Origin of the sequence: uncultured Henriciella sp. (assembly GCF_964005855.1) — a bacterium.
GTDB lineage: Bacteria > Pseudomonadota > Alphaproteobacteria > Caulobacterales > Hyphomonadaceae > Henriciella.
The window spans coordinates 89,739-113,919 of the sequence record NZ_CAXFSW010000006.1 but is presented as its reverse complement, the minus strand read 5'-3'; the positions used below and the strand labels follow the sequence as shown (position 1 = coordinate 113,919).

Genomic DNA, 24,181 nt, shown 5'->3' with positions numbered 1-24,181 from the left:
CTCGTCAGGCTCATAACCTGAAGGTCGTAGGTTCAAATCCTACTCCCGCACCCAATAAGCCCCTGATCTTCGGATCGGGGGCTTTTTTGATTCCGGGCAGAAAATCTTCGCTCGCGAGTGGGGCTGTCACCGTACTGCATCACGCCCGGGATAGCGTCTTACATCCACGTTCGTGCAGTTCGCGACAATGCCCGCCCGGCTATGGTACGGTCTTCTGAACCGGACCGAGAGCCGGGAGAATGGGAGGAAGTTATGCCAGCGGACACTGATGCACACATAGACGAAGAGATATCGCTAATCGAGCGCGCGCGGCGTTGGCAGAAGGAACTTGCCGCGCGGGCGCCGGAAGCCGAAGATGTCCGTAAGCTGCCGCAGGATCTGGCCCAGACACTCGCCGAGACGGGCTTCTATGCGATGTGCAATCCGGTTGAGGATGGCGGGCAGGGTGCCTCCCCTGCCGACTATGCCGAGACGGTGGAAGCGCTTGCGCGCGGCGATGCCGCGCCCGCCTGGTGCAGCTTCATTGCGACGACGGCCGCCTTCGGCATGGCCTATGCCGATAATGACACGGTGCGCGCCCTCCTCTCCCGGCCGGGCGTCAAGACCGCCGGCGTCTTCGCGCCCATGGGCCGCGCTGTGGAAACCGAGCAGGAGGGCGTGAAGGGCTACCGCATCAATGGCCGCTGGGCCTGGGGCTCTGGCACGCAGAATGCCGACTGGGTCAGCGGGGGCTGTTTCCTCGCGGGGGAAGACGGCAAGCTCATCATGTCGGACAAGGGCGGGCCGATACAGCTTGCCCCGATCTTCTCCGCCGACCAGCTCCATTTCATCGACACCTGGCATGTGACCGGCCTGAAGGGCACCGGGTCCACTGATTTTGAGGTGCGAGACGCCTTCGTGCCAGCAGATCGCGTGACCGCAGGTTTTGGCCGCACACGTCAGGATGAGCCCATTTTCCGGTTTCCGGCCTTCGGCCTGCTTGCCATCGGGATTGCCGCCGTTGCGCTGGGGGCGGCACGCGGCGCGATGGATGACTTCTATGAGCTTGCCGGCGCCAAGAAACCCTCAGGCAGCAGCAAGACCCTGTCGGAAAAGGCGCTCACCCACCGCGATGTCGCGATGAGCGAGGCAGACATCCGGCAGGCGCGCGCTTTCTTTTACCAGGCGATCGAAGCCGCGTGGGAAACGGCCCTGGACGGCCCCGTGAGCCTTGACGCCCGCCGCGACCTTCGTCTCGCCACCACTAGCGCGGTACAGTCGGCCAGGCGCGCCGTCGACCGCATCTATGAGCTGGCCGGCGGCACCGCCGTCTACAGCCAGTCGCCCATCCAGCGCCGCTTTCGCGATGTTCATGTGGCGACCCAGCACATCATGGTCGGTGCTTCCACATGGGAGACGACAGGGCGGCTCTTCCTCGGCCAGCCGGCCGATACGGCCATGCTCTGACGCTCAGTCGTGGCTGGGCAGGACGATCTCTCTGTGCGTCTCGAACAACTCGCCCAGAAACTCGCTGAGCGCCCGGATGCGGGCAAGCGGGGCGAGATCCTCATGGGTGCTCAGCCAGAAGCTGCGCTCGACCCGCACCTTGTCTTTCAGGAGAGGTCGAAGCGTCTCGTCGCGCGCCGCCATGAAGTTCGGCAGGACCGCAATCCCGAGTCCCGCCCGCGCCATCTGCAGCTGCGCAATGATGGATGGGCTGCAGTATTGCAGGGACAGGCCTGGCGCGATCTCTGCGTGATAGCGAAGCTGCGGTGAATAGATGAGATCGTCGACATAGCCGATCAGCGTGTGGGCGGCGAGTTCGTGCGGGGCGCCGGGCACGCCCTTGCGTGCGAGATAGGCCGGACTGGCGAACAGGTGCAGGGCGTAATCCGACAGCTTGCGAACCTTGAGGCGCCCCGATGTCGGCCGGGCCAGCATGATCGCCATGTCAGCCTCGCGCTTGGGCACGCTCGCAAAGCCGGACATGGCAATAAGGTCGAGGGCGATGGCCGGATAGCGGTCCCGGAAGCCTGCCAGTGCCGGGGCAATCAGACTGTTGGCGAGGCCTTCGGTCACGCCAAGGCGCACGCGTCCGCTCGCTTCCATTCCACCCGTATCGGCCTGCGCGTAGATTTCCAGAGCTGACTGTTCGATGGCCTCAGCCCTGGCGACGATCTCTTCGCCGGCCGATGTCAGGATGTGGCCCCGCCGCGTCCGCTCGAAGAGCGAGAGGCCAAGGTCAGCCTCCAGCCGCCGCAGGCGTCGCCCGACCGTTGTGGCATCAAGGCCCGTCCGCGCGGCGGCATCTGACAGTTTCGCATGCCGGCTTATCTCAAGCAGGAGTTTCAGATCATCCCAGTTCATAGCGCGGTCCCTGCCTGCGATATTGCAGGTTCAACCTGCATGTGTGCGTATTTAACTGCGTGAGCGCCAGAGATAAACAGGAACAAAGATAGTTATGGGAGAAAACCAGATGCGCAGCGTTGACCATTTCATTTCCGGCAAGACGGTAAAATCCGGCTCTGGCCGTTTTAGCGATATCTATAATCCGAATACCGGAGAGGTGCAGGCGCAGGTCGGTCTTGCCAATGATGCCGAAGTCGATCAGGCGGTTGAGGCCGCAAAGGCCGCGCTTCCCGGCTGGATGGCGACCAATCCCCAGCGCCGCGCCCGTATCCTGTTCAAGTTCAAGGACCTGCTGGAGCAGAATATCGATGAGCTCGCCGAGCTCCTCTCCGCCGAGCATGGCAAGGTGGTCGCAGACTCAAAAGGCGACGTCCAGCGCGGCATCGATGTGGTCGAGTTTGCCTGCGGTATCCCGCATCTTCAGAAGGGCGAATATACCGAAGGCGCTGGCCCCGGCATCGATGTCTATTCCATGCGCCAGCCGCTGGGCGTCTGCGCCGGCATCACGCCGTTCAACTTCCCGGCCATGATCCCCTGCTGGATGTTCGCGGTCGCGGTCGCCTGCGGAAATACATTCGTGCTGAAGCCGTCCGAGAAGGATCCGTCCGTGCCGGTCCGTCTGGCTGAGCTTTTCCTCGAAGCGGGTGCGCCAGAAGGCGTGCTCAATGTCGTGCATGGCGACAAGGGCTCGGTCGATGCCATCCTGAAGCATCCGGATGTGAAGGCTGTCAGCTTCGTCGGCTCATCCGATATTGCCCAATACGTCTACGCGACAGGCACCGCGCACGGCAAACGTGTCCAGGCTATGGGCGGGGCAAAGAACCACGGCATCATCATGCCGGATTGTAATATGGAGCAGGCGGTCAAGGACATTGTCGGCGCAGCCTATGGCTCGGCTGGCGAGCGCTGTATGGCGCTGCCGGTTGCTGTCACCGTGGGCAAGAAGACCGGCGACGAGTTCGTGGAGCGCATGCTGGAAGCCGCCCAGAACCTGAAAGTCGGTATCTCGACAGACGCTGACGCCCATTACGGCCCGGTCGTTTCGGCCGCACACAAGGCGAAGGTCGAGGACTATATCCGCATGGGTGTCGAGGAAGGCGCTGAGCTGAAACTCGATGGCCGGGGACATACGCTTCAGGGCCATGAGAATGGCTTCTTCGTCGGCCCGTCGCTGTTCGATCATGTGAAGCCGGAGATGCGCAGCTACAAGGAAGAGATCTTCGGCCCCGTCCTGCAGGTCGTGCGCGCCGAGACTCTGGAAGAGGCAGCAGCCCTGCCGTCCAATCACCAGTATGGCAATGGCGTTGCGATCTTCACCTCGGACGGCCGCGCCGCGCGCGAGTTTGCCGCGCAAGTCAATGTCGGCATGGTCGGCATCAATGTCCCGATCCCGGTGCCGGTGTCCTATCACACCTTCGGTGGCTGGAAGCGGTCTGCCTTTGGCGATACCAACCAGCACGGCCCGGAAGGCGTCCGCTTCTGGACCAAGATCAAGACCGTCACCCAGCGCTGGCCGGAAGGCGATGTTGGCGATCAGGCTTTCATCATCCCGACCATGCAGTAGGATAACCGCCTTTCAGACAAGGATGGACGGATGCTTCTGACTGAAGAACAGACGATGATTTCGGACATGGCGAAGAATTTCGCCATGAACGAGCTACGCCCCAATGCGGCGAAATGGGACAAGGATGGCAATCTCGACCGTTCCAAGCTGGAAGCGCTGGGCGAGCTTGGCTTTGGCGGCATCTATACGAGTGAGGAACATGGCGGCTCTGGCCTGACGCGCCTCGATGCAGCCCTGATCTTCGAACAGCTCTCGCGCGGCGACATCAGCCACGCAGCCTTCCTGTCGATCCACAATATGGCGACATGGATGATCGACAGTTTCGCGCATGACCAGCTTCGCGCAAAATATGTCCCGCGCCTGACGGCCACGGAACTTATCGCCTCTTACTGCCTGACCGAGCCGGGGGCCGGGTCTGATGCGGCCAGTCTCAAGACCACGGCCAGGCTTGAGGGGGACGAGTATGTCCTCAACGGCGCCAAGGTCTTTATCTCGGGCGCGGGCTTCTCTGATGTCTATGTCGTCATGGCACGTACCGATGAGGGCGGCGCACGCGGCGTCTCGACCTTCATCGTCGACAAGGATGCGCCAGGGCTTTCCTTTGGCAAGCATGAAGACAAGATGGGCTGGCGCGCCCAGCCCACGGCGATGGTCAATTTCGACGATTGCCGCATCCCGGCGACGAACCGTGTGGGTGATGAGGGCAATGGCTTCAAATTCGCCATGGCCGGCCTTGATGGTGGACGCCTCAACATTGCTGCCTGTGCCCTTGGAGGGGCGCAGGACGCGCTGGACCGCGCCTTCGCCTATGTGCAGGAGCGTGAACAGTTTGGCCGCGCCATCATCGATTTTCAGGCGACGCAGTTCAAGCTCGCCGATATGGAAACCGAACTCGCTGCCGCCCGCGCGCTTCTCTATGAGGCCGCCTCCAAGCTCGACAGGAAAGCGCCGGACGCGACCAAGTTCTGCGCCATGGCAAAGCGCTTTGTCACCGACACATCGTCCAAGGTCGCCAATGACGCGCTCCAGCTGCATGGCGGTTATGGCTATCTCGGCGACTATGAAGTCGAGCGCATCGTGCGCGATCTCCGCGTCCACCAGATCCTTGAAGGCACCAATGAAATCATGCGCGTCATCGTCGCGCGTGAAATGATGAAAGGCCAGGTATGACCGATCAAGTCATCATCGCCCGTAAAGAAGGCCGGGCAGGGCGGATCACGCTCAACCGCCCAAAAGCGCTCCATTCGCTCAATCAGGAAATGTGCGAGCTGATGATTGAGGCGCTGCTCGCCTGGCGCGAGGACGAGGCGGTTGAGCTGGTCGTTGTCGATCATCTCGAAGACACGCGTGGCTTCTGCGCGGGCGGCGATATCCGCATGCTGCAGGACTCCGGCAAGGCCGATGGCAAGGAGGCGCAGGCTTTCTTCGCGGCGGAATACCGCCTCAACACCCTGATCGAGGAATATCCGAAGCCTTACGTTGCCATTCAGGACGGGGTCACCATGGGCGGCGGTGTCGGTATCTCCGTGCACGGCGATGTGCGCGTCGCCACCGCCAACACGGTCTTTGCGATGCCGGAAAGCGGGATCGGTCTGTTCCCGGATGTCGGCGGCGGCTGGTTCCTGCCACGCCTCGACGGTGAGCTGGGCCAATGGCTGGCGCTCACGGGGGCGCGCCTCAAGGGTAAGGATGTCCTCGCCGCCGGTGTGGCCACGCATTTCGTTGAGGATGCATCGGGTCTTGCAGGCAAGCTCGCCGAGCAGGGCCTGGAGGCCCTCGATGGTCTGGAGCAGTCGGCAGAAGGCAGCTTTGCTGAGCACCGCGCCGAAATTGATCGCTGCTTTGCCAAGGAGACGGTCGAGGAGATTATCTCCTGTCTCGAAGCGGGCAGCGAGTGGGCACAGAAACAGGCCGACACCCTGAAATCCAAATCACCGCTCACGCTGAAGGTCGCCCATCGCCAGCTGCGCGAAGGCGGCAAACTCAGTGAATTCCGCGAGAATATGAAGATGGAATACCGCATCGGGGCGCGCATGGTTTGCACCGAAAACTTCATCGAAGGTGTGCGCGCCGTTCTCGTTGACCGTGACAATGACCCCAAATGGGTCCCGGCCGATCTTGCCTCAGTGGATGAAGAGCTGGTCGACAGCTTCTTTGCGCCGCTGGGTGCGGACGAGCTTACATTTCTCTAGGGAGGAGACCTCACAATGACGAAGATCGCTTTCATTGGCCTTGGTAATATGGGCTCCGGCATGTGCGCGAACCTCGCCAAGGCCGGCCATGACGTGCTCGCATTCGACCTGAATGAAGACGCCGTAAAGGCCGCTGTCTCCGCAGGCGCCACAGCCGCTGCAACTGTTGGCGAGGCTGTGAGCGATGTCGATGTGGTCGTCTCCATGCTGCCAGCCGGAAAGCATGTCCATCAGGTCTATTTCGGCAATGATGGCGTCACGGCGCACGCAAAGCCGGGGACGCTTTTCCTCGATTGCTCGACAATCGCTGTGGAGGAAGCCCGCGATGCGGCTGCCAAAGCGGCTGAAGCCGGCTTTTCCTATATGGACGCACCTGTGTCGGGCGGCGTCGCAGCCGCCGAGGCAGGGTCCCTCACTTTCATGGTCGGCGGTCCAAAGGACGGTTTCGAGAAGGCAAAACCCGTGCTCGATGTGATGGGCAAGAACGTCTTCCATGCCGGTGACCCCGGCAATGGACAGGTCGCCAAGATCGCCAACAACATGCTGCTCGGTATCTCCATGATCGGCACCTGTGAAGCCTTCAATCTGGCTGAGAAGCTGGGCCTTGATGCGCAGACCTTCTTCGACATCTCCTCGACAGCCTCCGGCCAGTGCTGGTCCATGACGAGCTATTGTCCCGCGCCAGGCCCCGTTCCTGCCGCGCCGTCCAACCGTGATTACAAGCCGGGGTTCGCCGTCGCCATGATGCTGAAGGATCTGCGCCTTGCCATGGGGGCGGGCGACGATGTCGGCGCTGATACGCCGCTCGGCAATCACGCCCAGCAGATCTATTCCAAGCTCGATGAGGATGGTTTCGGCGATCTCGACTTTTCGGGCGTCATGCGCCGCCTGAAGGGTGAACTCTAGTCTTTCTTCTTGCTGCCCGGATCATCGAAGTCGCGCGTCCACTGGATCGACAGTTCCTGCCCCTGATCCTCGCCCGTATTGGTAGCCGCTTCGACCTCGATATTCTCGATCGGCTCCCATTCGATGGCGAGACCAGGCGCGCCGGCCGCGCCTGAGCGCACTTCCAGATAGACATTGTCTGTCAGATATTTCCCGCTGGTCACCTCGACGCCTCCACCGGCGCCGCTGCCGACATCGAATGTGTCGAGGCCAAGCGCGGTTTCGATCCCGCCGAGCAGGTCAAACCCGCCGCCACCTGAAAGCTGCGCCAGTGCTGCCGCCAGACGTGCTGTCTCTAGCGCCGTCAGCTGCGTCGGCGAGCGGCCGAACAGGACACGCGAGAGGACTTCATCCTCCGGCAGCACCGGCTGCGACGTCAGCTCGATTTCCGGGCGGGAGATCGTGCCGGTGACGTTCAGGATCGCCGTGATGTCGTCGCGGGCCTCATGAACCGCTCGGACGGAAAGCCGCGATTCATCCAGTTCGGGCGCCAGTCTCACTGTGCCTTCCCGGAACTCGAAACGCTTGCCGAGCAGATCGAACCGGCCGCGCACGATTTCCGCCTGTCCGGTAATGACCGGATTGCCAATCGGCCCGACAATATCGGCGTTGAGGCCAAGCTCTGCATTGACGCCGCGCCCGCTGACATCAATCTGGTCCGGGGCGTTGAGGGAGATATCGAGCCGCGTTGCCGCTTCCTCTGCTGTTTGGTCTTCTTCTTCCTGCTTCGGATCGCGGAAGTTGACATCGAGCGTTGGCGGTCCGCCCTGGGGCAGGTTCTCAAGATTGAGCTGACCTTCATCGACGGTCAGGTCTCCCGTTATCTCAAGCAGTTCTGGCTGCTGGTTGAGCGACAGCGTGCCGCTGACCGTGGCGGAGCCTTCGCGCCGTTCTGTCACGACCAGCTTGTCGGCGCGAATTTCCACATCGCTGCGGCCCGAGCCATCGATGGCCATAGAGCCGCTGCCCTCCAGCGTGCCGCCGGCCCGGCCACGCGCGCTGAAGGCGTCCAGGGTCACGGTGCCAGAGCCAAGGCGGGTATCGGCGGAAATGCGGTTCAGCACCATGCCGAGATCGCCATGCTCAAAGACGCCGTCCCTGAACTGAACCGTGCCGGAAAATGTCTCGTCCAGCGTCGGCAGGCGCCCGGAGAGGTCTGCCGCCACCTCGCCCTGCAGCACCATCTGAGGTGGCACGAAGAGGGCGGCAATCGCCTCGATCTCGCCATTGGCCTGCACCGAAAACGGCATTTCAGCGCCGGGAACAGGCTGGATAAAGGGTGCGTTGCCGGATGTCGTCACAGGAATATCGACCGCCGCACGCGCTTCCAGCGTCTCATTGTCGAGGGCGCGCAGATTAAGATCGAGCAGATCGGGGGAGAGCTCGCCGGAAACGAAGAGGTCGACCGGCGCGATGTCCGAGCCTGGCCGGGAAATGCGCTTCATCTCCGCTTCAATGGGGCCGGAGAGGCCACCGCCGGGCGTCTCGCTGAAGGCCAGGCTGAGATCGAGGGCGCCATCCAGTGCGGGGCGCCCCATCAGGACGAGGACCGGGGCAAGCTGCAGGCCTTCGGCGTCGACGCGGATCTGGGTCTCCCCGCGCGTGCTGAGCGACGGGGTCAGGGAGCCGCCCAGTGCCGCAAGCTCTGCAGTCACCTCATAACCGTCTTCATAGGCAGTGTAGCGCAGCTTTTCTTCGGTCACGAAGCCGACATCGCCGAGAATGGCGCTGATCGAGGCGCTGAGATCGGGCGCGCCCTCCGTCAGGCCGCGCACATTGCCGTCTATGTTGAGCGCTGTGGGATATGAAAGATCATCCAGCCGCGTACTGCCTTCCATCTCGACAACGAAGTCCACATTTGACGGTGCTCCGTTGGCCCGGATGATGAGCGCGTCCGCCCGTGTCGGCCCGGCAGACACTTCTTCCAGAATGGCGTCGACAGCCAGCGCCTCGCCATTGATGTTGGCGCTTGCATCGATGCGCCGGGCCGGCAGACCCTTGGGCAGATCGCCGCGCACATTGGCCTCGCCCGTAATTGCCGCGATCTCGCCGCCAGAGCCGCTTAGGTCCGCATCGGCGCGCAGCGTGCCCCAGTTTGCTTCCAGCCCGCTCACCTGCCAGTCGCTGCCATTGAGGGTGAGCGCGGTATCGAAATCGAGCGGCCCGTTGGTCGTATCGGCGTTGAGACGCGCTTTCGCGCTCAGTGCGCCCTCGCCATAGGTCCCGTCCGCGCCAAGATCGATATCGGTGAAGGTTAGCGTGTCATTGGCAAGCTGCGGGGCATTGAGATTGATGACGAAGTCCAGGCTGTCCAGCTGGCCGGAGGCTTCGGCGCCGCCCGTGACGCTCTCCAGCATGTAGCCAGCCACAACCGCTTCGCCAGCCGATAGCTGCGCGGAGGCTGACACGCGCCGGTCGCTGGAGATGCGCCCCGATCCGTTGAGCGAGAGGGTGCCGCTTTCCAGCGTGACCGCGTTAAGGTCGACCGAATTGTCGGCGCGCAATTGTCCCTCCGCGGTCAGGAAAGCCTCATCGGAGGCCCAGTCACTGATCGGAGAGGGCAGGTCTCCGAGCCGGCTTGCAGAGATGCGTGTGTTGAACCGGGTGACGCCGCCGCCTGCACGGTCTGCCTCGAAATTGCCTGCCAGATTGACGGGCCGGGCAAGATCAGCCTCGGCACCATCGATCTGGAAGCTGCCCGACATATCGGCGCTGAGCTGGGGGCCGAAAGCGAGATCGCCTTGTACGGAGACCTGCCCGGCCTTGCCACGCACGCTTGTTTCGCGAAAGTCGAGGGTCTTCGCGCCAAGGTCATAGTCAGCGTTCAGGACAAGCACCGGCTGGCGCCCGGCAACCTGTCCGGCCATGCCGGGCAGGACCGTGCCCTGCGTCTCCAGCGTCGTGCGCACGGACGCAGTGGCGTTGCCATAGATCGCGGTGACCGGTCCGGAAATGGTCTCTGCCTGCAAGGACGGGACATCGACGCCGGCAGCGCGGATATCGCCGTCGAAACGCGCCGTCCCATCGGAATAGACAAGCACACCATCCAGCGTCGCCTGGCCGACACTGACATTCTCCATCTCGGCATAGCGGGTCGGATTGTCGGCGGTCAGGCGAAAATCGCTCGTATAGCCGCCATCGCCGTTTTGTCTGGCAATTGCGCTGAGTTCGAGACCTTCGGCGAGCGCGGTCACATCCAGCACCGGCCCGGTATCATCGCGGGACAAGTCACCCTCGATATTCAGCGTGTCCCCCAGCGTCCCGGCGACAGAGCGGCCCAGCGGATGAAGGCCCGGATGGATCTCCGACTGGAAGCTGATGAGGTCGCCGCGCGCCCTGGCGTCGAGCTGCAGAAGAGATTGGTCGTTCACCTCAATGTCCGCGTCACCCTGCCAGTCATTGAGCGCGCCATCGGCATCAAGCGAAGCGGAAATGGACTGATCCTCTTCCAGCCGGGCAAGGCTGGCAAAAAGACCGCCAGCGGGCCCGTCCAGGCTCAGCTTGCCATCCACGCGGAAATCATCCGACCAGGTAAGGTCGGCGACCAGTTCGTCGCCATTGCCATCCAGGGGCAGAACTTCCAGCTGCGTGCGCCCGCCATCGCGCCCGATCAGGCCCTGACCATTTATATTCAGCGACAGGGCACGCGGCAGGACGCCCTCATCGGCACGCAGCTCACCAATCCTCAGCCGGTCCAGCTTGCCGGTCCGTATAGGCATCGATCCGCCACCGGTGTTGTCCTTCTGCTTGGACTGCAGGATGGGGCGCCGCATGACATGGATAAGATCGGCTTCCAGCGCCTCGATTGTGAGCGCGCGCCGGCGCAGCGCGAAGGGTTTCCAGTCGGCGAGCAGGTTCTCGGCGACCAGCCATACGCCTTCCTCGTCCGAAACCGTCAGGCGCTCGATCCTGAATTTGCCAAGAAGATCGCCGCTCAGACCTTCGACTTCAATCTCTTGGCCCGACGGGTCTGCTGCCTCGATCCGGGTCTCGACAAAGCCCCGGCCGAAGCCTGACTGGGCTGCAAAGCGCAGGGCCAGTAGCAGCACGAGCGCGAGCACCAGCAGCACGCCGACCGCGATCAGCACCCATTTGAGGATGCGGCGTCCAAGGCTTTTCTTCTCGCCGGATGTGTTTGGGGCGGACTGTTCGTTACGCATCAGAATGCCTGCCCGATAGAGATGTAGATCTGGACCGGGTCGTCAAAATCGGTTGGATTCAGCGGCGTGGCCACGTCAAGCCGGATCGGCCCCGCCGGTGTGGTATAGCGTACGCCAAGACCCGCACCATAGCGCGTCTCGCTGTAATCAGAGAACTGGTCGGTCGAGACAGCCCCCGCATCGATAAAGCCAACAATGCCAATCTTGGGACGCAAGGCGTACCGTGCCTCCAGAGACGCCTCTATGAGTGACGAGCCGCCAAGCGGGGTCCCATCCTCCGCGCGCGGTCCGATGGCTTGATAGGCATAGCCGCGCACACTGCCGCCGCCCCCTGAATAGAAGCGGGTATCGACAGAAAGGTTTTCGACATCGGCGCCGACGACCGCGCCCGCCTTGAACCGGCCGGCCAGAACGAAACGTCTCTCATTGAAAGGCAGATAGGCGCTGACCTGGCCGACAGACCGCACATAAGGGCTGGTCTCGTCGCCGAAAGTGTAACTCGGCTCGACCCGGGCATTGGCCCGCCAGCCAGAACGCGGGTCCAGCAGGCTGTCCGTCTTGTCGAGGCGGGCATCGGCAAAGACGGAGAGGATTTGCAGGTCGCGGCTGCCATACTCGTCTTCCTCGCGCGCGATCTCGCCCTGCACGCCGTAGGAATAGGTGAAATCAGGGCCCTGTACGACTTCATAGGCCGCCCCGAGCGACACCGCCTGACGGTCATAGGCATCGGTTGTTTCATTGTTGACGCCCGTCGACAGGACAAGCCCGCGCCCATAGCCGAATTCATTGGGCCGGCGCCAGACCACTTCAAGCGCCTGTTCAAGTTCGGCGACGGTCAGATCCGCTGTCAGGAGGTCGCCGCGGCGGGTCAGATTACGGCGCGCGAATTCCGCGGTCACACCAAAGCCTTCGCTGGTCGAATAGCTGCCGCCGAGGGCAACCGTGTTGCGCGGGCGTTCGGTCAGCTTGATCTCGACATTGCGGATCTCCTCGCCCGTTTCTGTCGTGCCTGAAGGCTCTGAGGCGAGCGAGGCGCGCGCGACGCGAAACATGCGGGTTTCCGCAAGCCGCGTATTGAAAAGCGACAGCTTGGCCGGATCGTAAACCTCGCCCTCCTCATAGGGGACGAGGCGCTGCAGATAGCTTGCCTTTGTCAGGACGTCTTCCTCAGGGAAGGTCGTTTCGCCGAAGACAACGCGGGGACCGGACGTCGTTTCATAGGTCACGCTGATGGTTTCGGCGTCGCGGTCGCCCAGGACGCGGCGCTCGTCCACGCTGGCATAGGGATAGCCCTCATCGCGCAAGGTGTTCACAATCCAGCGTTCGGCGTCGATCACGTTGGAAGGAATGGCAGGCCGGCCGCTTTTGACAGGCAGGTTGTCGCGAATGGTCTTCTGGTCTTCCTCGGTGGGGGCCTCTCCACGAAAGGAGACAGCCACTTTGGCCAGCGCGAAACGGGGTCCGGTATCGATCCGCAGGCGGGCTTCAGGCGCATCGGTGCCGAGAATGGCAAGGTCGATGCGCGGGTCGTAATATCCCTTGCTGTTGAGCGCGGCGCGGGCGGCCTCAGCTGCGCGTCGGCCCTGCCTTCGGGCCTCAAGGGCGGTCTTCGGGGTATTTTCGTCCGGCAACGCATTGCGCACCGCTTCGCGCAACGCCTCGTCCGGCCGGTCACCAGCATACTCAACATCTACGGTCTTGGCTGCCGCCACGCCGGCGAAGATGAGGGCAGCGAGCAGGGAAAATAAAAATCTATTCAACATTCTTCCCAAGCCAGTCCGGCACATTCGCGGCGCGAAAACCGCAGAAAAAATCCCCCAGTCGTCTGGGCCCTTGTACATAAGCGGTATGTCGCGTGCGAACGAATTCAACGTCCGTATTCTGCTTATGTTGCTGGTCAAAGCGCGCAATTTACAGTTCCGACATGTGCGCCCGGCCGACACGGCTTCTGGTCGGCGCCGGACGGCCTTATGACAAGAGACAATGGCAGGTTTTCAGGTGAATTTAGAAAGGGGTTAGGGAAATTCGTGTTAGCTCCCTTTCGGTTGAGTTGCGACGGAAAGGGCAGTGTGGCACGAAACGGGGCCTGAAATTCTTATCTTGGGGAGTCTGTATCTTTGACTGAGAAGAGATCCCCGCCACGCCCCCGGACATCGCCATCGCCCTGGATGAAGGAACCGCCCGTTGGAGAGGCGCTGCGTTACGTCTATCGGGAGACGGTTGGGGAGCCGGTCCCGGAAAGGCTGCAGTCGCTGATCGAACGCCTGCGAGAGCAGGAAAACAAGGGGAAGTAGGGCGCGGCGGAAGCTCGTCCCTGTTGGGAGGTCGGTGATTGGCAGATCACTTGGACATGTCGTTTGTGGCGCGCATGGAAGCGCTTCTTCCCGAGCTTCGGGCCTTCTCCATAAGCCTTTGCAGAAATACCTGCCTGGCAGATGATCTTGTTCAGGAGACCTGTCTCAAGGCCTGGACCTCGCAGGAAATGTTCGATCCGGCCGAGCCGATGCGGCCCTGGCTCTTCCGCATCCTGCGCAATGAATACTATATGCAGCAGCGCCGCTCCTGGCGCAGCGTGAATATCGAACCGGACGCGGTGGCGCGTGCGCTTGTGACCGAGACGAGGCCGGAGTCGGCCAAGGATTTTGCTCGTCTGGAACGCATCATCGCCGAGCTGCCCGATGGCCAGCGCGACGCGCTGATCCTCATTCTTGCAGCCGGCATGACCTATGAGGAAGCGGGTGAGGTCTGTGGTTGTTCGGCCGGAACGGTCAAAAGCCGCGTCAGCCGGGCCCGCGAAACCGTGCGCCAGCGTTTTGTCTCGGCGGAGCGGTCTCCGGATATGTTGCCCTCCTCGGTCGAGGCCGGGTTCCCGGCCCTCCTCTCGCGTCTCGATGAGATGCTGGCCAGCGCCCAGTCGTCGGCGTGACCTCGCCGCACGTCCCAGATTCTGCGTTTCCCCAATGGGCGTTCTCTGACCGGCGGGCGGTTTCTGACCCATTTGAGCCCCTGGATGAGGCTGAAGCGGCTCGCGCCGGGCGCCTGAAACGCAGCGAAGACGCGCAGGACTTTCTGCACGCCCGCTGGCTTGCCCGCTCGCTGGCGGCGCAGACGCTGCCGGGTGCGGGCGATATCCGGATTGAGAGCTTTGACGATGCCCGCCCGCAGATTACGGGGTGGCCGGAGGCGGCGATCAGCTGGTCGCGGTCCGGCCCGCTTGGCGTGGCCGCCATTCAGGCGGGCGGCCTCATTGGGATCGACATAGAGCGGAAGGCTGCGCGGCAGACCGGTCCCATGCTGGAGATGGTGGCCCAGCCCCAGGAGGCCGAGTGTGTGCTCTCACCGGGCGCAGAAACCGAGCGTCTTGAGCGTTTCTACCGGCTCTGGACAGCCAAGGAAGCGGTGCTGAAGGCACGGGGAAAGGGGCTGCGCGGCGGCGCGAAGAAGGTTGAAATACCGGAAGATTTTATCTCAGGCGAGCGGGATGCAGCCACACTGGTGGAGACTTTCGGGGCGTTTCGGCTGGTCAGGCTGGACGTAGGAGCTGAGGCTTGCTGCAGTCTTGTCTTCAGCGTGCGAACAGGGATTTGAACATCCAGCCGGCAAGCGATTTGCCGCTGGTGTGCCGCTCGTCCTGCATGTCAAAAACCATAAGGGAAACAGTGCCAAAGGGCGGCGCCTCGATGCCTTCCTTGCGGATGTCAAAGCCCATCGAGCCATAGAACTCCCGCATCTGGGGTTCAGCCAAAATCGCGATGAAGCGGTGCTGGCCTTTGGCGACATAGCCGAGCACGGCGCGCATGATGGGCCCCAGCGTCTTCGATCCGCGCCGCTCTGGGGCGGTCACCAGTTTTGAAACGATGACACAGCTCGTGCCTGCCGGCAGGATGCCGGGAAGATCAAAAAGCCTAAACTTTTCAGGAGGGTCATCGACCTCGACCGGGATGACCTGCGCGCTGGAGACAAGGTCTGCCCCGTCGAACAATGCATAGGTCTGGCCGAGCCGGTCTGCCTCGTCACGAAGCAGCCGGCTTTCATGATCCGCGCCTGCCATGGCGAATTGCTTTTCGGCGCAATAGACGCGGTAGCGCAGATGCTGGACCAGCGGCAGGGTCGCGTCGGTCATTTCGACAAGGTCGAACTCACTCATAGGGGTCATCTCCGACAGACCAGGCGCGCGCTTGCTTGTCGAAGCGCAAATCGTAACGGCTACGGGCATTTGGGCCGATGACGAAAGGCGGATCGAGGGTCAGTTTCTGGGGGTGGAGGCCCCATCTTCTGGCAAAGAATTCCTTGATGGCAACGCCTTTGACGAGGTCGGCGCCCTTGAGGCCGGGAAGGCCCCAGGCGGCGGCGACCGTGCCGGGTAGCCAGTCGCAGGCGAGGACATCGGCGGGCGCGACCAGCGTCCGGCCATGCTCTTCCCAGCTCAGCGGGGCGACTGTGTCGTCGCTGGCGCCGGTCAGAAAAGCCTTTCGGGACAGAGGGTTAAGCGCACCGAGCTTGCCTTTCGGATAGGCTTTTTCGATGAGGTCGAGCCGCGCCCAGAGGCTGCCGTCTTCGAGATAGGCCTCAATGGTGACGGGCAAATCATCGGAGCCTGGAATACGGGTTTCGGGCCGCCCGCGCACGGTGAGCTGGCCGCTTGCTGGCAGGGCCTGAAGCAGGGTCAGGCGGGTGATGCGGACGGGGTAAATGGCGGTATTCTCCGCATCCTCAAACCAGTCTTCGGGCGTTTCGTGGGGCGGGCCGTGGACGAGGCCATCCAGTATGACGGGATCGAACGGATCCCCGGGATGGATCGCGCATCCCAGGTCGAGAATGGCCTCAAATCCCTTGCTGTCACGGCGCATGGAGATAACCGGCTGCATGGCGGGGCCGTGGAAAAGGTCGCCGGACGCATAAGGATCAGCGCGCTTCTTTCCATGCTTTTTGGCGTCCAGTCTGGGCTTCGGTCCACGTACCGGCTGGCTGATCTTTCCGTTGGAAATTTCATACCAGGGCGCGTCGCCCGAGAGGCTGTCACGGCCGCGCAGCGTCGCGCTGCCGTCAGGGGTCACGCGTGTCTCGACGCTGAGACCTTCGCCGGTGAGGCTGCCCCAGCGTTTTGGGGAAAAGTCCCTTAATTCAATCGGGTATCCTTCGAAACCGGCCGCGGCCGCCTGACGAAGGGCCATTCCGGCTTGTGAAAGCAGCGGCAGGGCGGGGAGGGTGTGCGTTGGTCTATGCGACTGTATCCAGCCGGAGTTTCCATCAGAAAACACGGTGCACTGGCGGTGCATGGACGGTGCATGGGCGGTGCACAGACGGACGCTGAGCTTGCGCATCTCATAGATCTTCATGCCATCGACCCAGAGAACGCCGCGTCCCGTCACGATGGTCGCCTCGTCGCTCTCCTCGACCGAGGTGATCTCTACCATGGGGGTTGCCTGTTTCGCGGTCGGCATGACCTGTCCGCGATAGGTCCAGTTGACCTCGCCCTCTTCAGCAATCGGCTCCCAGACAGGATGGTCGAAACGGTTAGCGAGACCCTTGAGGTCGGCGGCGCGGGCGAGGAGCTGGACCAGCATGTCGAGACCGAGCGAACCGGGCTGGACCGGATCTGAGAAGAAGTGCGCCTTGAAGTACCAGGCATAGGGATCAACCGACTGACGTGCGCGAATACGGCCAAGGCCGGCCTCGCCGCCTGCCGGTTCAAAGCGGTCAATGACGTCGAAGAGGGCAAGCCGGTTTTTCGAGGGCTGAAGCGCCGTTCCGGCTTCGCTTGGCGGGTCGGCCGGGGCGTCGAAGAAGGCGCGGTCGGCCTCGGTCGGTTTGAGGCCGGCCTGCGCGGCGAGTGAGGCCTTGGTGAAAAAGCCGAAGCTCGTCTCAAGCGTGATGACAGGTGTGCCGTCGCCAAGCGTGGCGGTGAGGTCAAAGAAGACGATGGTCATCGGCCCGACGCGAGAGCAGCGGGTGAGCGTCGTGGCCGTCCGGATGGTGCCGTCGCCGGGGCGGATCTGCCGGGCGAGCTTTCCGGCCCCGTCGAGATTGCGGAAGCGGGTTTCGCCGGACAGGGCAAAGCCGCAATAGGAAGCGAGCCAGCCGCAAGGTTGCAGGATGACTTCGGTGAGGACGCTGAACGGCATTGTGCCTGTGCCGCCATCCTCAAAATACCAGGCGTCTTTTGGGATGTCGTATTCAGCGACAGCGGTGAGACCGGCCGCCTGCTGACCGGCGGGTTCTGTCACCGAAAGCACGCGGCTCACCATATGATAGGGCGGCTGGGGCAGACGGGGGACAGCGCCCTTCGTGTCGAAGGGTTTATACATGCTGCCAAAGGCGGCGCTTGGCGCGCCGGAGCCGCATTCCATCAGGGCGGCGCTGTCACCGCGCACATCGCAGGCGTCATTGACGTACCAGGGTATGGCGGCGGTCTTTGGCGTTTTCGGCCATTGGCGGCGCAGACGGATACCGAAGCGCGGGCAATAGAAGACCTTGCGGCCATCAGAGCGGGCAAGGAGGCTGGCGAAGACCATGGGTTCTTCGCCGTCGATCACCTCATCGACGAACACTTCATAGGTCACTTCATGGTCTGCGTCTGGCGTGACCTGGCCCCGGCAATAGAAGGTCGCGGGCTCACCCGGTGCCGGTTCGAAGACATGGCTGTCGCGCTCTACGGTGAGGCCAAGCCCGGCGGCGGTGAATTCCAGCGCCTGAACGGCCGCTTCGGCCATGAGCGTGCCCGGCATGCAGGGGTCTTCATGGAAGTGGCCATCATAGAACCAGGCGTCCTTTGGGACATGGTGGCGGGCCTTGAGATAGCCGCGCCCCCATGGGCCGCCCTCTGGCGCAAATTCCATCACCTCATCGAACAAAGCGAGCTTTCCGGCAGGCAGGCGGGCGGGCCGTGTATGCGGGGCGGCGCGCTCAAAACCGGCCCCGAAACAGCGATAGGTGTCGCCTGCGCGGAATGCTGCGACTTCGGCAGCATCGAAGCTGCGCTTCGTGGAGGCAGAAACCTTGTCGAGGCGCGGGTCTGCGGTGGGCGCGCCTTCGCTGGCATCCCAGAGCACGCCTTTGGAATTGGCCAGCTCCTCATCGGTGAAGAAACCGGCCTGCCCATTGCGGACCGAAAGAAGCAGGCGCTCATCGGCGTAGCAGTCATATTCGAAGAAGAACATGCGCACGCCGGAGAGGTTGGCGTGGCCCTTGATCGAGATCTGAAAGCGCAGCGTCTCCCCGACGCGCGGCAGGCCGCCTTCATGGAAGGTCAGCTCACAACCAAGCAGGCGATAGACCCGATCTGAACAGTTCAGCATGTCGGCGCCCATCCATGAGATGAGCGCAAGGTCTGCCTGTCCTGCCTCGATCAGCGGGCCGGGACGCAGCATGCCGTCGCTGACGGCCCAGAGGTCTTCCGTGACATCGGTCTCGGTCCAGATCGTGCCCTTGCCCTGAACGAGCGCTTCGGCGTCGATGCCCGTGATGCGGTCACAGAGAAGCATGGGTGGACGCGGCATGCGGACCTGACGGCGATACTTGTCCTGCGCAGCGAAGGCCTTGCCGAACACGTCCGAGATGTTCCCGGCGGCGGCCTGTTCGATCTGCGCGCGCGTAAAGGACGGGCCGGTGGGCGTCTTGCGCTCCAGAGGCGCGACGGCTTTTTGGGCCTGCGCGGGGGCGGAGGCGACCCGTTTGGCAGGCGCCGGCTTGGGTGGCGTCGGGGCTGCAGGCTTTGTGTCTGCCGCGGCTGATTTGCGGTCCAGAACAGCCGTGCCCACCGTCTTCACGACAGGCGGGGTCCAGCTGGCGCCGGGGGGCAGTGGCAAGGTGCGCGCCCGGCCGGGTTTCGCAGACGGAAGCGGCCCCGGATCAAAGGAAGGCCGCCTGGGTCGTACAAGGTGGCGGCGTGTGCCGCCTCCTGAGTGTCCGGGGAGTTTCGGCAGGTGCGGCGGGGCCACATGCGCATCGAAGGTCACGGACATCTTGTCCGCGGCTCGCAACGGGATCGTGTTTCTGGCGGCCTCAACCAGCTGCGCCTTGAGCCAGTCGACATCGGGCGCGTGACCGGCGGCGAATAGCTGAGCGGCGAGGCGGCTGATACTGTCGAGTGCGGGCGCGCCGAATTTGTCGGTAGAGAGCGCCATGACGCCCGCACCCAGAGTTTCCTGAATGGCGCCTGTCAGCGTGTCACGCGGCCCGATTTCTACGAAGCTGCGCACGCCATCGGCATAGGCGGCGCGCAGCGTGGAAGGGAAATCAATGGGCGCGATGGCCTGGCCGGTGAGCATGTTTGCGGCGCTGTCGGCAGAGACCTCATAGGCGCCATTAATGGCATTGGCGTAGAAGCGGATGCCGTCCGGGGCCTTTGTCTTGCGGAAGTGAAGCTGGTGCCAGGTCTTCTCATAGGGCCGCATGGCCGGCGTATGCACGGTGAGGTCATGCGGCACGCGGATGGCCGGTGCGCCGAGGCGCTTGATGACGCGCTGGCAGGCGGCGGCCTCCCCGGAGATGACGACATCGCTGGCGCTATAGATGATGGTGATGTCGCAGCGCGGCTCTGGCTTGATGGCATCGCGCACCGAGGCTTCGCTGGTGCGAAGCCGCCAGGTCGCCCAGTCTATCGGCGCCTTTTCACCCCATGCCTTGCGGGCGGTTTCAAACGCGCCGGCGAGATAGCGGTCATACATGCCGCTCTCGCCAATCGTGCCCATCAGGCCGTCCGCGTCTTCCCATGCGCCGAAGGCGATGAGGGAGTTGGTCTCACCGGAGGAGAGGCCCATGGCCACAGCCGGTTTGAGGCCAAGCTTTCTTGTGAGAAGGAGATGCTGGGCCTGCGAGACCAGCGTTGTCGCGCGAAGCTGGCTGAACGCGGTTTCGAGGCCGGTGGCGAGCGTATCGGCAACCGGTTGGGCAGCTGGGAAGCGCTGGGCGACAAGTCTGCCAAGCTCCGGGAAGGCGGAGAAGAGATCGCGCCCCATGCCGGGATAGGCAGCCGCCGCGCCGGTAAAGACAAAGGCAAGCTCACCCGCCGGCGTGCCTTGCCCGAAGAAGAGGCCGCCCGTGTTTTCAAGCCGGCCGGACCACAGACGTGAGGCGGCCTCGAGACGAAGCGCTTTCATTTCTTCAGGGCGGGCAGCGAGCAGGGCTACGCGGTGCTGGCCTTCATTGGCCTGGTCCTGTGCCTCAAGGCTGGCGATCAACGCGTCGGAGCTGTCTGCGCCGTAGGTTTCGAGATGCAGCGGCGGGCGAAGCAGGTCCGGTGAAGGCTGTGGGCGCGCTTTCAGCTTGATAGCGGCGCCGGAAATGGCGGGCTTTGCTTTGGCAGGATCAAGGCGCGGGATGAGGCCGTCGCCGGTGAGCTGGAGACCACGCGATGTCGCTTCGGCCTGCACTGCGAGTTCGACAAGGCTGCCTGCGGCGTGGGCGTGCCCATAGAGGCGGGCGATCAGAGCGTTTGGGGGCGAAGCTTCTGCATCGATGCGAAGGGCGCGTATTTCTGTGGCAGCAGGTGCGTCGGCGCTGCGTTGCAGGATGAGGGCGGCGGCGCCGTCACCGGTACGCTCACTGCCGCTGGCAAGGTGAACGGGATCGGTCGAGAGATCGGCGGCGGCGACGATGGCGGCGTCGATCTCGCCCGCCTGAAGCGCGCGTATGGCAAGCTCTGCCGCGCGAAGGCCGGACGCCTCTTCCTCCATCACGGCAAAGCCCTGGGCGCGCCAGTCGCCGCGCACATTCAGCCGGTTGGCCGAGACGTTGGGCATGGCGCCGAGAACGTCGCCCGCCTTGAGCGGGGGGGCGATGGTATTGCGGGCGGTATCGGCTTCCTTTGAGTTGGGGTCGAGGGCGAGGCGCTTTGCGATCCGTGCACGGAGCATCCAGCGGGTCGCTTCAGGCGAGCAGGCAAAACCTGTGAAGACACCGACGCGTGCGCCGTTCGGCAGCGAGGTGCGGGCGAGGGCTTCGTCGACCGCGTCCCAGAGCGCGACCTGCTGGCCTTGCGCCGAGGCGAGGTCGGACGGCGGCGCGCGCAGGGCTTTCGGGTCGGCATGCGTGGTCTGCATGGGCCCGCGCGGGTCTTTCGGCGGTCGCATGAGGCGCTGCAGAACGGCGGCGACGCCGCGATCCGGGCCAAGGGAGAGGCCGGTCGCGGTAATGGCGATATGGGGCGGCTTCTGGCTGGCCTTGGCCGGCTTCTTTCGGGCGCGCTGGCCGTCATCGGCGGCGAGGATGAGGTGGGCATTATTGCCGCCAAAGCCGAAATTGGAGAGAGCGGCGATCCGGGGGCGGTCTTCCGGCCACTGCCCCTGCCGGGCGGGCGTGAGAGGAGAGCCGTCGAAGCCTGCAATCGTGCCGCCATCGAGCCGGGTTGGCGGGATGATGCCCTCATTCACCGCATAGGTCAGCTTGATGAGGCTCGCCATGCCTGCGGCGGTGACGAGGTGGCCGAGATTGCCCTTGAGCGAGCCGATGGGAAGGTCTTCGAGCCCGGCGAAATGCTGCGCGGTCGCTGCAAGCTCGACCGCGTCGCCTGTGCGCGTGCCGGTGGCGTGGGCTTCGAGGAGGCCGATATCGCGGGCGGGGTTGAGGCCGGAGCCGGCCCAGGCGGCGGCCATGGCTTCGCGCTGGCCGTCCCCATCGGGGGCAAGCAGCGACTTGCGGCGCCCGTCATTGGAGAGGCCGATGCCGCGGATGACGCCGAAGACGCGGTCTGCGAGATCGCAGTCCGACAGGCGTTTGAGGACAATGGCGGCGGCGCCCTCCGCCGGGACAAGACCGTCTGCGCCCTCGACAAAGGGACGTGAGCGGCCTGTCGGCGAGAGGGCGTTCAGGGCGGAAAATCCCTGATGCAGGATGAGATTATCGGCGCCGTTCACAGCCGCCGCGATGGCAATGTCGAGGCTATGATCCTGTAGCCGGTCGCAGGCGAGCTTGATGGCGTAGAGGGAGGAGGCGCAGGCGGCATCGAGGGCGAAGGCGGGGCCGCTGGCACCCAGCGCGCGGGCGAGGAGCCGGGCCGGGCCGCCGGTATTGAAGCGGTTCTGCGGGTGGATGGGAGAGGTGCCGTCCAGACAGATGTCTGCGGCGAAGTCCGAGAGCGCGCGGCTCGGATAGCCGAGATTGCCGGCGATGACGCCGATACGGGACTTGCGCGCTTTTGGCTGTCCGGCTTCGCGCCAGGCTTCGCGGCCTGCGTGCAGCAGCCACTGAAAGACCGGGTCGAGGTCAGCGGCGTCGAGGCCGTCGAGGTCATGGGCGGCGGGGTTGAAGACCTTGTCGAAGCCGGTGACGAAGGCGCCTTTATAGCCCATCGCTTTCCGCTCGGCGTCGGTGACGCCCCATTTGCCGGGCGGGGCATCTGTGATGAGGTTTTCCTCATTCAGCACGGCCTGCCAGAGCGCGTCGGGGGTGAGCGCGCCCGGCAGGACGCAGCCGCGCCCGACAATGGCAATCGGCTCGAATTTCGGCTCAGACATGCGCGATCTCCGCGCCCGCGACGAGTTCAACCGGGCAGGCGGCGCCTGCGAGAACGGCGTCCGCGAAGGCATTGGCGCCGGCGGCCTTGGGAATGAGGGAGACGCCAAGCTCAGCGAACTTGGCGCGAAGGCCATCGTCCACCATGCCCCCATCCCATGGGCCCCAGTTGATGGAGGTGATGGCGGCGGTTGGGTTGGCCGATTTCAGCCACCATGCCATCCGGTTCAGGATCTCGTTCGCCATGGCGTAGTCGGCCTGTCCGGCATTGCCATAGCGAGCGGCCACGGAAGAGAAGAAGACGACTGTCTTGAGCTGGCTGGTGTCGAGCTGCGAGATGAGCGCTTCGAGGCCGGTGATCTTGGGGCCGAAGACGCGGGCGATCTGCTCGGGTGTCTTCTCACGGATGAGCTTGTCGGCAAGAACGCCCGCGCCATGGACGAGGCCGGTGATCTCTCCGAGCCGGGTGCGGATATCGCCCAGCGCGGCGCCGAGGGCGGCGGGGTCCGAGACGTCTGTGGGGATATAGTGCGCCTCACCGCCTGCATGGGCGATGGCGTCGAGCGTATGGCGGATTTCAGCGCCGGAGAGCAGGGCACGGGCGCGCTGGTTCAGGGCGGCGGGGGTGACCTTTTCGCCGGTCTCTTTAGCGGCTTTTGCGAGGGCGCCGCGCAGAGCTTTCTCGTCCGTTGTCTGAGGCAGACCCTCCGGCCACGGCGTAATTTCCGAGCGGCCGAGCAGGGCAAAGCGGGCGCCGGTGCGCCGGGCAAGTTCGATCACGCAGTCTGCGGTCACGCCGCGCGCGCCGCCTGTGACGAGGATAACGTCCTTTGGGCCGAGGTGGCCGGGCTGGTTGCGCGGCAGGGTGAGGCCCGTGTCCTGTGGGACGTATCGGCCGGCTGGGCTGAGGCCGGCAGTAGGCGCGGTGCCGCCGGTGAGGAGTTCTTCGGCGAGGTGGCTGGCGGCGAGATCGGCGCCGAAGCCGGCGGTGTCGATATCGATCAGGCGGACAGTGGCGGCCGGAAATTCGCGCGCGGCAGTGCGAGCGAGGCCGGAGAGCCCGCCGCGCCAGGCGCGGTGGTCGTGCGGCTGGAAGAGCCCGCCTGTGTCCTGGAGCAGGATGAGCGTGCCGCCGTGGGCTTCAAAGTGCGGGGCGACGGATTTCAGCGCGGCGACGGCGTCCGTGTGCAGGGTCTCACGCGGACTGGCGAGGCCGTGGGCAAGGATCAAGGCGCTGGCCTTGCCGGTTGGAGCGGTGACGGCGCTCACCTGAAAACCTGAGGCGTTGAGCGCGGCGACGAAAGGCTGGGCGGCGGCAAGGTCTGGCGTCACCCATTCGATCAGCGAGGCTTCGCGCAGGCCCGGTGTCACCCGGCCTATTGCGGGCTGGCTGACATAGGCGACAGCCTTCAGGGCGAGCGGCGGAACCGTGGACGGTTCTGGCTCGTGAGCTGGCGAAGCGGGGCGGGCAGCGTCAG

Annotated in this window: 14 protein-coding genes; 8 read left to right on the top strand and 6 right to left on the bottom strand. The window is 63.9% G+C overall.

What is annotated here, in order from left to right:
* Positions 1-252: 252 nt before the first annotated feature.
* Positions 253-1,446, top strand: a complete 1,194-nt coding sequence (locus tag ABNU55_RS09730) for an acyl-CoA dehydrogenase family protein (RefSeq protein ID WP_290754017.1) — start codon at positions 253-255, stop codon at positions 1,444-1,446.
* A 3-nt stretch (positions 1,447-1,449) separates the two neighbouring features.
* On the opposite strand, the gene ABNU55_RS09725 is transcribed toward ABNU55_RS09730, so the two are convergent.
* Entirely contained in the window at positions 1,450-2,346 is an 897-nt protein-coding gene (locus tag ABNU55_RS09725; protein ID WP_290754020.1) for a LysR family transcriptional regulator, read from the bottom strand.
* 109 nt (positions 2,347-2,455) lie between these two features.
* On the opposite strand from ABNU55_RS09725, the gene ABNU55_RS09720 reads away from it, so the two are divergent.
* Genes ABNU55_RS09720 through mmsB form a run of 4 tightly spaced genes read left to right on the top strand, consistent with a single transcriptional unit; the run spans position 2,456 to position 7,050 of the window.
* The gene (locus tag ABNU55_RS09720; RefSeq protein ID WP_290754022.1) at positions 2,456-3,952 is read left to right on the top strand and encodes a CoA-acylating methylmalonate-semialdehyde dehydrogenase; all 1,497 of its coding nucleotides are present in this window, start codon (positions 2,456-2,458) and stop codon (positions 3,950-3,952) included.
* Positions 3,953-3,982: 30 nt separating this feature from the next.
* Positions 3,983-5,122 (top strand): acyl-CoA dehydrogenase family protein, encoded by a 1,140-nt coding sequence (locus ABNU55_RS09715; RefSeq protein ID WP_290754025.1) that lies wholly within the window; start codon positions 3,983-3,985, stop codon positions 5,120-5,122.
* Complete coding sequence (locus ABNU55_RS09710) at positions 5,119-6,144, top strand: enoyl-CoA hydratase/isomerase family protein (RefSeq protein ID WP_290754027.1); 1,026 nt, start codon at positions 5,119-5,121, stop codon at positions 6,142-6,144. The genes ABNU55_RS09715 and ABNU55_RS09710 overlap by 4 nt, the downstream gene beginning before the upstream one ends.
* Positions 6,145-6,159: 15 nt before the next feature.
* Positions 6,160-7,050 carry a 3-hydroxyisobutyrate dehydrogenase gene (gene mmsB / locus ABNU55_RS09705; RefSeq protein WP_290754029.1) on the top strand — a complete coding sequence of 297 codons (891 nt, stop codon included), beginning with the start codon at positions 6,160-6,162 and terminating at the stop codon, positions 7,048-7,050.
* Here the strand turns inward: mmsB and ABNU55_RS09700 are convergent.
* Both ABNU55_RS09700 and ABNU55_RS09695 read right to left on the bottom strand, forming a co-directional pair.
* Positions 7,047-11,249 carry a translocation/assembly module TamB domain-containing protein gene (locus ABNU55_RS09700; protein ID WP_290754031.1) on the bottom strand — a complete coding sequence of 1,401 codons (4,203 nt, stop codon included), beginning with the start codon at positions 11,247-11,249 and terminating at the stop codon, positions 7,047-7,049. The two genes, mmsB and ABNU55_RS09700, sit on opposite strands and share 4 nt — an antisense overlap.
* On the bottom strand, positions 11,249-13,012 hold the full coding sequence (locus tag ABNU55_RS09695; RefSeq protein WP_290754034.1) for an autotransporter assembly complex family protein: 1,764 nt from the start codon (positions 13,010-13,012) through the stop codon (positions 11,249-11,251). The genes ABNU55_RS09700 and ABNU55_RS09695 overlap by 1 nt, the downstream gene beginning before the upstream one ends.
* Before the next feature lie 405 nt (positions 13,013-13,417).
* On the opposite strand from ABNU55_RS09695, the gene ABNU55_RS09690 reads away from it, so the two are divergent.
* The 3 genes from ABNU55_RS09690 to ABNU55_RS09680 are packed head-to-tail and all read left to right on the top strand — an operon-like array spanning position 13,418 to position 14,837.
* Complete coding sequence (locus ABNU55_RS09690) at positions 13,418-13,543, top strand: NepR family anti-sigma factor (protein ID WP_290754036.1); 126 nt, start codon at positions 13,418-13,420, stop codon at positions 13,541-13,543.
* Positions 13,544-13,581: 38 nt separating this feature from the next.
* Positions 13,582-14,175 carry a sigma-70 family RNA polymerase sigma factor gene (locus ABNU55_RS09685; RefSeq protein WP_290754039.1) on the top strand — a complete coding sequence of 198 codons (594 nt, stop codon included), beginning with the start codon at positions 13,582-13,584 and terminating at the stop codon, positions 14,173-14,175.
* Positions 14,172-14,837, top strand: a complete 666-nt coding sequence (locus ABNU55_RS09680; RefSeq protein ID WP_290754041.1) for a 4'-phosphopantetheinyl transferase superfamily protein — start codon at positions 14,172-14,174, stop codon at positions 14,835-14,837. The genes ABNU55_RS09685 and ABNU55_RS09680 overlap by 4 nt, the downstream gene beginning before the upstream one ends.
* Here the strand turns inward: ABNU55_RS09680 and ABNU55_RS09675 are convergent.
* The 3 genes from ABNU55_RS09675 to ABNU55_RS09665 are packed head-to-tail and all read right to left on the bottom strand — an operon-like array spanning position 14,815 to position 24,074.
* Entirely contained in the window at positions 14,815-15,396 is a 582-nt protein-coding gene (locus ABNU55_RS09675) for a GNAT family N-acetyltransferase (protein ID WP_290754043.1), read from the bottom strand. The genes ABNU55_RS09680 and ABNU55_RS09675 overlap by 23 nt on opposite strands.
* Positions 15,389-22,705 carry a beta-ketoacyl synthase N-terminal-like domain-containing protein gene (locus ABNU55_RS09670; RefSeq protein WP_348764338.1) on the bottom strand — a complete coding sequence of 2,439 codons (7,317 nt, stop codon included), beginning with the start codon at positions 22,703-22,705 and terminating at the stop codon, positions 15,389-15,391. Before ABNU55_RS09670 ends, ABNU55_RS09675 begins: the two co-directional genes overlap by 8 nt.
* Positions 22,698-24,074, bottom strand: coding sequence for an SDR family NAD(P)-dependent oxidoreductase (locus ABNU55_RS09665; protein WP_348764337.1), 1,377 nt, complete (start codon positions 24,072-24,074; stop codon positions 22,698-22,700). Before ABNU55_RS09665 ends, ABNU55_RS09670 begins: the two co-directional genes overlap by 8 nt.
* Positions 24,075-24,181: the final 107 nt, after the last annotated feature.

Excerpts from the sequence above, each read along its gene's own strand:
- ABNU55_RS09730 (WP_290754017.1), top strand. The coding sequence starts at position 253 with ATGCCAGCGGACACTGATGCACACATAGACGAAGAGATATCGCTAATC.
- ABNU55_RS09725 (WP_290754020.1), bottom strand. The coding sequence starts at position 2,346 with ATGAACTGGGATGATCTGAAACTCCTGCTTGAGATAAGCCGGCATGCG.
- ABNU55_RS09720 (WP_290754022.1), top strand. The coding sequence starts at position 2,456 with ATGCGCAGCGTTGACCATTTCATTTCCGGCAAGACGGTAAAATCCGGC.
- ABNU55_RS09715 (WP_290754025.1), top strand. The coding sequence starts at position 3,983 with ATGCTTCTGACTGAAGAACAGACGATGATTTCGGACATGGCGAAGAAT.
- ABNU55_RS09710 (WP_290754027.1), top strand. The coding sequence starts at position 5,119 with ATGACCGATCAAGTCATCATCGCCCGTAAAGAAGGCCGGGCAGGGCGG.
- mmsB (WP_290754029.1), top strand. The coding sequence starts at position 6,160 with ATGACGAAGATCGCTTTCATTGGCCTTGGTAATATGGGCTCCGGCATG.
- ABNU55_RS09700 (WP_290754031.1), bottom strand. The coding sequence starts at position 11,249 with ATGCGTAACGAACAGTCCGCCCCAAACACATCCGGCGAGAAGAAAAGC.
- ABNU55_RS09695 (WP_290754034.1), bottom strand. The coding sequence starts at position 13,012 with ATGTTGAATAGATTTTTATTTTCCCTGCTCGCTGCCCTCATCTTCGCC.
- ABNU55_RS09690 (WP_290754036.1), top strand. The coding sequence starts at position 13,418 with ATGAAGGAACCGCCCGTTGGAGAGGCGCTGCGTTACGTCTATCGGGAG.
- ABNU55_RS09675 (WP_290754043.1), bottom strand. The coding sequence starts at position 15,396 with ATGAGTGAGTTCGACCTTGTCGAAATGACCGACGCGACCCTGCCGCTG.
- ABNU55_RS09670 (WP_348764338.1), bottom strand. The coding sequence starts at position 22,705 with ATGTCTGAGCCGAAATTCGAGCCGATTGCCATTGTCGGGCGCGGCTGC.